Consider the following 9585-nt stretch of genomic DNA (forward strand, 5'->3'; position numbering starts at 1 on the left):
CCCAGCCGGTCGAGCCGGGCGAGGACTGGCGGCGGCGGGCGATCAGGGCGCCGCCGGGGGCGAGCGCGAACACCTCCAGCCGGTCGTCGGCGTTCCGGGCGACGGCGGGGGCGGCGCCGGCCGGGCCGCCGAAGACCTCCCAGTCCGACCAGCCGCCGTCGCCCCGCTGGACGCGGTGGTGCAGGGCGGCGCCGTCGGGGGCGAGCGAGAACACCTCCAGCCGGCCGTCGGCGTTGCGACCCAGGACGGGCACCGCGCCGGCGGGTGTCCCGAACACCTCCCAGTCCGACCAGGTGTCGGTGTCCGGGTCGGTCTGGACCCGGCGCAGCACCGAGCGGTCGGCGGCGTCGAGGGCGAACACGGTCAGTCGGCCGTGGACGTCCGGGGCGGCGACGGGGTTGTCCGGGCTCTGCCAGGGCGGCGGGGTGGTCCGCCAGTCCAGCGGGGCCAGGTAGAGGCCGCGCCGGAACCAGCCGGCGGCGCTGGCCCACCACTGCCGCCCGTCGGTGACGACCTCCACCGCGTGGCCGGGCACATGGCCGGCGTAGCCGTCGAGGGAGAAGCGGAACGGGTCCTGGGAGGCGAGGACGTCGGTGCCCTCATAGCCGTTGCGCGGTCCGATGAACAGGTGGTACCAGCCGTCCCGGGCCACCACGAAGGGCGACTCGGTGACTGAGACGCCGTCCGCGGCGGTGGCCGCGTCGGCGAAGGCCACGCCGGGCTCGCTCCAGGTCAGCAGGTCGGTGGAGCGCCGGTAGCAGACCTGGTGGCGGCCGCCGGGGGCGGACAGCTCGGTGTAGTACATCACCCACTCGGCGCCGATCCGCAGCACCATCGGGTCGCGGGCGGCGGTCCCGCGGAACAGCGGACCGGACGGCAGCCTCGTCCAGGTGGACAGGTCGGTGGAGGTGGCGGCGTTGACCGCCGCCCCGGCGCGTCCGCCCGCCGCGTAGAACATCCAGTGCACGCCGCCCGACTCGACGACGTGCGGGGCCCACAGGTGCTCCTCGCCGAAGTACGAGGCGTCGACGGTCAGCGCGTCCGGGTGGCTCCGCCACGGCCCGGACGGAGAGGGCGCCGAGGCGTGCGCGAGCGAGACCTCGGCCCCGCTGTCGGGCGCCTGCCCGGGCGGCGCGCTGTCGCCGACGATGCTGAACAGGTGCCAGCGCCCGTCGGCCTGGACCAGGGTGTGGTCGTTGAGGTAGCGGCGGCGCGCGGTGGACGGGTCGTAGACGTGGTCGAACGGGCCGGCGCCGACCCAGACGGCGCCGGCGGAGGCGCCGGTCGGGGCGGCGGAGGCCGCCGGGGCGGTACGGCCCGCGAGCGGGAGCACGAGGGCTCCCGCTCCGGCCGCCCGCAGCAGGCCGCGCCTGCTGATCGGGTGCATCGCTGCGCTCCAGAGGGTTTCCGGCGGGGCTTCCGGCGTCGTCAGCCGGCGGCGGGTCCGGGTGTGGTCAGCCGGCGGCGGGTCCGTGGGTGGTGTTCAGCCAGGCCCACTCGGACCAGGTGGAGAAGCCGGTCTGCCACTTGTGGTGGACGCCGTCGGTGTTGGCGCCGAAGACCTCGATCCGGCCGTCGGCGTTGTTCGCCGAGCCGATCTCGGTGCCGCCGGTGCCGAAGGTCTCCCACTGGCCGTACGGGGCGTTCAGGCCGGTCTGCCAGATGTGCTGCGCCGTACTGCCGTTGATGGCGAACACCTCCACCCGGCCGTCCGGCGAACGCCCGCTGGTCAGCTGCGCGTCGGCGGGGCCGCCGGTGGCCTCCCAGCCGGACCAACTGGTCGGGTCCGTCTGGTACTTGTGGTAGACGCCGGCCGGGCCGGAGGCGAAGACCTCGAGCCGGCCGTCCTGGTTGTGGCTGACGGTGAGGTCGTGGCCGCCGGTGCCGAAGGTGGAGTCCCAGGCGGACCAGCCGCCGTTGACGGCGGTCTGCCACTGGTGCTGGAAGACGCTGCCGTTGAGGGCGAAGACCTCCAGCCGCCCGTCGGGGGCCTTGCCGAGTTCGATCTCGCTGTCGGCGGGGCCGCCGCCGGTGCCCTCCCAGCCGGACCAGCCGCTGTTGGGCGCGGTCTGGTACCGGTGGAAGACGCCGGCCGGTCCCGAGGCGAAGACTTCGAGCCGCCCGTCCTGGTTGGCGCCGACGGCGAGGTCGTGGCCACCGGTGCCGAAGTCCTCCCAACCGGACCAGGCGCCCGACGGCTGGAGCTGGTAACGGTGCTGGAGGGTGGTGCCGTTGAGGGCGAAGACCTCCAGCCGGCCGTCCGCGTTCAGGCCGATGGCGAGTTCGGCGCCGGCCGGGCCGCCGAGGTCCTCCCACTCCGACCAGCCGCCGTTGATCGCGGTCTGCCAGGCGTGCGAGACACCGTTCTTCCCGGCCGCGAAGACTTCGAGGCGTCCGTCGGCGGACCGGGCCGAGACCACCCGGCCGGACTCCGCCGGGTACTCCAGCGGCGCGGGGCCGGGCTCGTGGTGGCCGAGCCGGTCGACGGCGGCCTGGGCCTCCTCCAGGTGCCGCACGTGGGCGCGCGCGCTGTAGGTCGACCACTGGTGCCAGTCGAGGCCGCCGTTGGAGATCCGGTAGGCCGCGTCGGCGTTGCACTGGGCGTCGTAGGCGCAGGCGTCGGAGACCTCCTTGTGCCAGTGGTCGTTGATCTCCCACAGGCCGCGGTCGATGGAGTAGTCCGGCTGGTTGCCCTGGCGGTTGGAGGCCAGCGGGTTGCAGCTGGACTCGGCGAGGCCGACGGCGATCGCGGTCACCAGGGCCTCGCCCCGGAAGCCCGCCTGGTAGGCGACCTCGGCGCACAGGTCGCTGCCGGTGGCGGCCGGAGCGGAGGGGGCGGCGACCGTCAGGCCCGCCGTGACGCCCAGGGCGGCGATCGCGGACAGCAGGGCGCGGTGGGGCGCCCGGCGGGCGTGCTGCGGTCCGGTCACGGGGTGGCTCCTCGACTGGCGGCGGGCCCGGGAGTGGTGTTCAGCCAGGCCCACTCGGACCAGGTGGAGAAGCCGGTCTGCCAACGGTGGTGCACGCCGTCGGTGTTGGCGCCGAACACCTCGATCCGGCCGTCGGCGTTGGCGGCGGCGCCGATCTCGGTGCCGCCGGTGCCGAAGGTCTCCCACTGGCCGTACGGGGCGTTCAGGCCGGTCTGCCAGATGTGCTGCGCCGTACTGCCGTTGATGGCGAAGGCCTCGACCCGGCCGTCCGCGGTCAGTTCGCTGGTGAGCCGGGAGTCGGCGGGGCCGCCGGTGGCTTCCCAGCCGGACCAACTGGTGGGGTTCGTCTGGTACTTGTGGTAGACGCCGACCGGTCCCGAGGCGAAGACCTCCAGGCGGCCGTCCCGGTTGTGGCTGACGGTGAGGTCGTGTCCCCCGCCGCCGAAGGTCGCGTCCCAGGCGGACCAGCCGCCGTTGACGTCCGTCTGCCACTGGTGCTGGAAGGTGTCGCCGTTGAGGGCGAAGACCTCCAGCCGCCCGTCAGGGGCCTTGCCGAGCTCGATCTCACTGTTGGCCGGGCCGCCACCGGTGCCCTCCCAACCGGACCAGCCGCCGTTGGGCGCGGTCTGGTACCGGTGGAAGACGCCGGCCGGTCCCGAGGCGAAGACTTCGAGCCGCCCGTCCTGGTTGGCGCCGACGGCGAGGTCGTGGCCGCCGCCGCCGAAGTCCTCCCAGCCGGACCAGGCGCCGGACGGCTGGAGCTGGTAACGGTGCTGGAGGGTGGTGCCGTTGAGGGCGAACACCTCCAACCGGCCGTCCGCGTTCGGACCGATGGCGAGTTCGGCGCCGCCCGGGCCGCCGAGGCCCTCCCACTCCGACCAGACGCCGTTGACCACGGTCTGCCAGGCGTGCGAGACACCGCTCGCCCCGGCGGCGAAGACCTCCAGGCGCCCGTCCGCGGACCGGGCCGACACCACCCGGCCGGACTCGGCCGGATACACCAGCGGCGCGGGCCGGGGACCGCTCCCGGGGACGCAGGGCACGGTGACGCCGCGCTCCGTGAGGTACGGCTCCGGGTCGGTGCGCTGGGACGCGTTCGGGTCGGCCCAGACCCGCAGGTGCAGGTGCGGGCCCGTGGAGTTGCCCTCGCTGCCCATCAGCGCGATCTGCTGGCCGGCCCTCACGTCGTCGCCCTCGAACACGTCCCGCCGCTGCATGTGCCCGTACTCGGTGATGGTCCCGTCCGGGTGCAGGATGCGGATCCACTGGCCGTAGTCGGACACCGGGCCGGAGATGACGACCTTGCCGTCGCCGACCGCGTAGATCGGGGTGCCGCGGTTGTTGGCGATGTCGATGCCGTTGTGCTCCGCGGTGTAGTGCTGGGTGATGGCGCCGTCGGTCGGGCAGGCCGCCGCGAACCCGGCGGCAGCGACGGCAGCGACGGGAACAGCGGGAACGGCGACAGCGGGGGCGGCCGGGACGGCGACCGGCAGCAGCAGGGCCACCACGGCCAGGGCCCGCCGCGAGGTGCGGGAGATCATCGGTGCGGCCCCCTCACGCCTTGCGGAGGCGGCCGATGATGCCGTCGATGTCGCGCCGCATCATGTCGGGCCGGATGAAGTGGCCGCCCGACTCCTCGTGGGCCTCGTACGGGATGCCGGCGCCGTCGAGCAGGGCGCGGAACTCCCGCTGCCCGGCCAGCACCGCGGTCTCGTTGAAGGTGTCGAAGGGGTTGGTCGGGTCGGGGCTGGTGCCGGCGACCAGGAAGATCCGCTTGTTGCGGTAGCTCTCCAGGCGCTCGACCGGGTTGTCGGCGGTCACCCTGGCCTGGTCCCACAGCGGCGCGCCGTAGATGGTGCCGCCGGCCAGGTCCTTGACGGCGGCGGAGACGTTGGCCCAGTGGACGACCGCGCCGTTGTCGCGGCGCAGGCTGGCCGGGCCGGAGTGGGCGCTGACCGAGGCGAAGTGGCCCCAGTACTTGGCGGCGTACTTCAGCGCGCCGAAGCCGCCCATGGAGAAGCCGGAGACGGCGCGGCCCTCGGGCTCGGCGAAGGTGCGGAAGTTGGCGTCGACCCACGGGATCAGCTGGTTGATGTGGAAGGACTCCCAGTTGCGGGGGCCGACGTTGGTGCTGACCGGGTTGGAGTACCAGCCGGCCTGCCCGCCGTCGGGCATCACCACGATCAGGGGCTTGCCGATGGTCCAGTCGCGGACGCCCTGGCGGTCGAACTCGATGAAGTCCTGGAGGCCGCCGTGCAGGAGGTAGAGGACGGGGTAGGTGCGCCCGCTGGTGTGGTAGTCGTCGGGGAGCAGCACGTTGACGGCCGGGTCCCAGCCGATCTCGGCGGTGTGGAAGCGGTAGTACCACATCCGGGCGTCGGCCTCGCCGCGGTCGGTGATGTGCAGGCCGAAGCCGTCGTCGGCGGCGTGGGCGGTCGAGGCCGTCGCGAGGACGCTCGCGCCGCCGAGCGCCAGCGCGGCGCCGAGCCCGCCGGCGGACTTGAGGATGCTCCTGCGGGTGGGGTGGTTCGCGGTCACCGTGACCTCCTGAGGGCGCGTGTCGGCGGCCGGTCCGCGACCGCCGGATGTCCGTCGTTCGGACGGTTCGGACGGTAGCCACCCGCAGGGGGGCACGGAATCCGGAACCATACGGACTGACAGCGGCGGGGCCGGGCGCGGAGACTGGTGCGTTCCCGGAGCGTCGGCTCGTCGGCGGCGCGTCCCTGTCCGACGGTGCGCTCTTGTCCGGCGGTGCCGCCGCCACCAGACTGGTGACCGGACGCGGACAGGAGGGGTGCTGTGGCCAGGATCAGGATGCCCGACCGGGTCTTTCTCGCCTTGGAGTCCGCCACCACTCCCCAGCACGTGGCGCTCCTGGCCACCTTCGGGCCGCCCGCCGGTGCCGAGCCCGGGCCGTACGTACAGCGCCTGTTCGAGCGGCTCGTCGCCGCGCCCGTCGCGGCCCCCTTCACCTTCCGGCCGCGCCACGCACGCTGGGGAGCCCTCGACGGCACCTGGGAGGAGCTCGCCGGGAAGGACGTCGACCGGTCGTACCACCTGCGCCGCTCCGCGCTGCCCGCGCCCGGCGGCGAGCGCGAACTGACCGACCTGGTCTCCCGGTTGCACGCCCGGCCGCTCGACACCACCCGGCCGCTGTGGGAGTGCCACCTGATCGAGGGCCTGGCGGACGGCCGGTTCGCCCTGTACGTCAAGGTGCACCACGCGCTCACGGACGGGCTCGGCGTCCAACAGCGCCTGCGGCGCATGCTGAGCACCGATCCGCGGGACGAGGGGCTGCGCCCGCTGTGGAGCATCGCCGCCCCCGCCGACCACAGCACCGGGGCGGAAGGACCGACGGCCCGCGGGCTCGCGGCCACCGCGCTGGGCCTCGGCCGGGCCGCCAGGACCATGGCGCGGGGCGTGCGGGCCAGGGCCGACCGCACCCGCGCGGTGCCGTTCCTGGTCCCGCGCTCCCCGCTGAACGCCGCCGTCGGTCGGCAGCGCCAAGTGATCACCCGCAGCTACGAGTTCGACCGGTTCCGGGCGGTGGCGAAGGACGCCGGCACGACCGTCAACGACGTCCTGCTGGCGGTGTGCGGGGGCGCCCTCCGGCAGTGCCTGGCCGCGGCCGGGGCGCTTCCGGCGCGGTCCCTGACCGCGGGCACCCCCGTCTCGACGAGGGAGGCGGGCGACGCGTCCACCGCCAACTCCTTCGCCATGACGGTCATGAGCCTCGGCACCGACGTGGCCGACCCGCTGGAGCGGCTGCGCGCCGTGGCCCGGTCCAGCGCGCTGGCCAAGCGGGAGCTGGGCGAGCTGCCGAAGGGCTCCACCGGGCTCTACGGGGCCCTGTTCACCTGGCCGTTCGTCGCGCAGAACGTGCTGGGCCTGGGCGGCGCGACCCGCCCCCCGTACAACGTCGTGGTGTCGAACATCCCCGGCTCCTCGCAGCGGATGTACTTCGCCGGCTGCCCGTTGGAGACGGTCCACCCGCTGGGCAGCGTCTGCCACGGGGTCGGCCTGTTCATCGCGGCCCGCTCGGCGGGCGGCCGGTTGAACCTGGGCCTGGTGGGGGACCGTTCCCTGCTCGCCCCGCTGGACGGGCTGGGGGACGCGCTGGGCGACCAACTCGGCCTCCTGGAGGAGGCGTTGGAAAGGACGTAGGTCAGCGCAGCAGCCCGTCGGCCCGCAGCCGGTCGAAGATGATCTGGTCCACGGGGGACGTCCGGTGCCGGTCGGCGTGGGTGAGCCACACCAGCTCGGCGATCTCACTGGCCGGCGCGAGCACCCCCTCGTACGCGGCGGTGTAGCAGGTCATGCGGACGACCACGCCCTGGCCGTGCCCGTGGGCCTGGGCCTCGAAGACGCCCAGCAGGGCGGCCGAGTCCCGTACGACGGCGACGGACAGCTCCTCCTCGATCTCCCGGCACAGCGTGTCGAGGTCGCTCTCCCCCGGCTCGCGCTTCCCCCCGGGCAGGTAGTAGGCGTCCTTGCCGTGGGAACGCGTGCTCAGCACCAGGCCGTTCTCCAGGTGGATCCACGCCACCTTGTCGATGAGCGCCGCCATGGACCAGTCCTCCTGTTGCTCCGACCGGTTGCTCCGACCGGTCCCCGAGGATACCGCCCCCACCGGCCCTCAGCCGTCCAGCAGTTGCTCCGTACAGGTGGTGACGACCTGCCGCACGGCGTGGGTCAGGTCGGCCGCCAGCGCTTCGTCCAGCGTGAGCCAACGGGGCGCCTCGCCCTCCTCGTTGACGGTGACGCGCCCCCCGTCCGGCACCGTCAGCAGGTACACGTGCCAGACGTGCGCGTCGGATCCGCGTCGGCAGGAGTCGCCCGGGATCGGGAACGTGGCGACGAACCGGAGCCGGTCGCCGGCGGTCAGGCCGACCTCCTCGCGCAGTTCGCGGGCCGCGGCGTCGGCCGGGTCCTCGTCCCGGTCCACATGGCCGGCCGGGACCGTCAACGCGTAGGGGAACGCGACGCGTTGGAAGAGCAGGAACCTGTCCGCCGGATCGCGGACGAAGACCGCCGCGGTCTCGTGCCAGTACTCGCCGTCCTCGGCGGACCACCAGGAGATGCCGGGGTCGATGACGATGGCCCGGGCGCTGCGCCCACCGCAGTTGCCGCAGCGGACCTCCCGCCTGCCCCCGGCCGTGGTCCAGGTGACGGGGCCGCCCCGGCAGAGCACGCAGTACTCCGCGTAGGTGTCCGGGGCCGGGCGTAGCGTCTCGATGTTCATCCTGGCCTTCCGCGCTGGTAGACGCCCACGGGCGCCCACGGACGCCGGTGGACGGGGTGCGCCGCCCCGGTCAGGGCAGCAGGTCGGGCAGCTGCCGTACGTCGTCGAGGACGTGCTCGGCACCGGCCCGTTCGAAGTCCTCGCGCGTGTGGAAGCCGGTGGCGACGCCGACGAAGCGCAGCCCGGCCCCGGTGGCCGCCGCGAGGTCGATGAGGGCGTCGCCCACGTACCAGACGTCGTCCACGCCGACCCCCCTTCCGCTCAGCGTCGCCAGCGCGGCGTCGAACACCCGGGGGTCCGGCTTGTGGTGGGGGCTGTCGTCCGCTCCCTGGAGCAGGACGAGCCGGTCCGTCCGCACGCCGATCCGTTCGACGTCCCGGAGGGCCGAGAGGCGGTTGGTGGACGTGACGACGCCGACGCCGACGCTCCGGCGCCAGAGCTCGTGGACGACCTCGACGGCGCCGGGGAGGGGCCGTTTGAGGAACTCCTCCTCCAGCGAGAGGTTCGCCTCGCGCATCCGCTCCAGGGTGTCGCTGTCGCGGTAGAGGGCGCGGATCATCGCGTCGAAGGGCTTGCCCCAGTGCAGCGCCAGCTCGGCGTCCGTCAGGTCGATCCCGTAGAACCGCCGGGCGACCGCCTTGTGGTGGGCCCACTTGACCTCCGCGGTCACCACCAGGGTGTCGTCCAGGTCGAAGAGGACGACGCGGGGCCCGCGGCCCGCACGCGTTCCGGACGTCATGACGTGAGATCCCTTCCGCCGGGTCCTCCGTACGGTACCGCCGCCCGGTCCCCGGCCGCCTCCGCCTGACCGTCGCGTGACCGGGGTCGGGCGGGACCGCGCGGCGCGGGCAGGGAGACCGCCAGGAGCAGCGCGACGCCGACCACCGTGAAGGCCAGCGCGGCCAGCCCGGCGCCGGCCCATCCGGCACCGTCCACGGCCAGGCTGAAGGCCGGCGGCCCGACCAGCGTGCCGAGGCTGCCGAGCTGGGCGACCAGCCCGTTGGTGACGTCGGCGCGCCGGGGGCTGCCGGCGATCCGCGGCACCGCCGCGAACATCGCGGAGATCATCACCCCGTCGACCACCAGGCCGACGCAGGCCAGGACCATCACGGCCACCACCGGGAGGCGCAGCGCGAAGACCAGGAGCGCCGAGACGGGCAGCAGGGCCAGCACCGGAGTCATCGCGAGCAGCCCGACGCCCCGGCGCAGCAGCAGCCCGCTGAGCGCGCTGCCGAGCACGCTGCCGAGGGAGACCACGGCGGCGACGACGCCGGCGGTGGCCGTGGACGCGCCGCGTTCCTCCGTCAGGAACGTGGGCAGCAGCACGACGATCGCGACCCCGGCCAGGCAGACGCAGGCGAAGCTCAGCGCGAAGAGCACCGGGGGGATCCAGCCGGTCCGCGGGGGCGGCGC

At 74.2% G+C, this 9585-nt stretch carries 9 protein-coding genes; 1 reads left to right on the forward strand and 8 read right to left on the reverse strand.

What is annotated here, in order from left to right:
- The 4 genes from AE652_RS26435 to AE652_RS26450 all read right to left on the reverse strand — a co-directional run.
- Positions 1-1387, reverse strand: a 1387-nt coding sequence (locus AE652_RS26435) for a family 43 glycosylhydrolase (protein ID WP_049655831.1), incomplete at its 3' end; no start/stop codon positions are given.
- A 67-nt stretch (positions 1388-1454) separates the two neighbouring features.
- Positions 1455-2930, reverse strand: coding sequence for a hypothetical protein (locus tag AE652_RS26440; RefSeq protein ID WP_234348543.1), 1476 nt, complete (start codon positions 2928-2930; stop codon positions 1455-1457).
- Positions 2927-4471: a peptidoglycan DD-metalloendopeptidase family protein gene (locus AE652_RS26445; protein WP_049655833.1), complete on the reverse strand. Its 1545-nt coding sequence runs from the start codon at positions 4469-4471 to the stop codon at positions 2927-2929. The genes AE652_RS26440 and AE652_RS26445 overlap by 4 nt, the downstream gene beginning before the upstream one ends.
- Positions 4472-4484: 13 nt before the next feature.
- Positions 4485-5468, reverse strand: a complete 984-nt coding sequence (locus AE652_RS26450; RefSeq protein ID WP_049655836.1) for an alpha/beta hydrolase family protein — start codon at positions 5466-5468, stop codon at positions 4485-4487.
- 261 nt (positions 5469-5729) lie between these two features.
- Between AE652_RS26450 and AE652_RS26455 the strand changes: the two genes are divergently transcribed.
- Positions 5730-7094 (forward strand): wax ester/triacylglycerol synthase family O-acyltransferase, encoded by a 1365-nt coding sequence (locus AE652_RS26455; RefSeq protein ID WP_049655839.1) that lies wholly within the window; start codon positions 5730-5732, stop codon positions 7092-7094.
- A 1-nt stretch (position 7095) separates the two neighbouring features.
- On the opposite strand, the gene AE652_RS26460 is transcribed toward AE652_RS26455, so the two are convergent.
- The 4 genes from AE652_RS26460 to AE652_RS26475 all read right to left on the reverse strand — a co-directional run.
- Entirely contained in the window at positions 7096-7497 is a 402-nt protein-coding gene (locus AE652_RS26460) for an NUDIX domain-containing protein (protein WP_049655840.1), read from the reverse strand.
- A gap of 69 nt (positions 7498-7566) precedes the next feature.
- Positions 7567-8172 carry an NUDIX hydrolase gene (locus AE652_RS26465; protein ID WP_049655841.1) on the reverse strand — a complete coding sequence of 202 codons (606 nt, stop codon included), beginning with the start codon at positions 8170-8172 and terminating at the stop codon, positions 7567-7569.
- Between the two features lie 70 nt (positions 8173-8242).
- Complete coding sequence (locus AE652_RS26470; protein WP_049655842.1) at positions 8243-8911, reverse strand: HAD family hydrolase; 669 nt, start codon at positions 8909-8911, stop codon at positions 8243-8245.
- Positions 8908-9585: MFS transporter (locus tag AE652_RS26475; protein WP_159028568.1), on the reverse strand; the 678-nt coding region annotated here is incomplete at its 5' end. The genes AE652_RS26470 and AE652_RS26475, both read right to left, overlap by 4 nt.

The sequence above is a fragment of the Kitasatospora sp. MY 5-36 genome, from assembly GCF_001182915.1.
GTDB lineage: Bacteria > Actinomycetota > Actinomycetes > Streptomycetales > Streptomycetaceae > Kitasatospora.

What these genes read in the sequence shown, in the direction of transcription:
- AE652_RS26445 (WP_049655833.1), bottom strand. Translation starts at nt 4,471, where the DNA reads ATGATCTCCCGCACCTCGCGGCGGGCCCTGGCCGTGGTGGCCCTGCTG.
- AE652_RS26460 (WP_049655840.1), bottom strand. Translation starts at nt 7,497, where the DNA reads ATGGCGGCGCTCATCGACAAGGTGGCGTGGATCCACCTGGAGAACGGC.
- AE652_RS26465 (WP_049655841.1), bottom strand. Translation starts at nt 8,172, where the DNA reads ATGAACATCGAGACGCTACGCCCGGCCCCGGACACCTACGCGGAGTAC.
- AE652_RS26470 (WP_049655842.1), bottom strand. Translation starts at nt 8,911, where the DNA reads ATGACGTCCGGAACGCGTGCGGGCCGCGGGCCCCGCGTCGTCCTCTTC.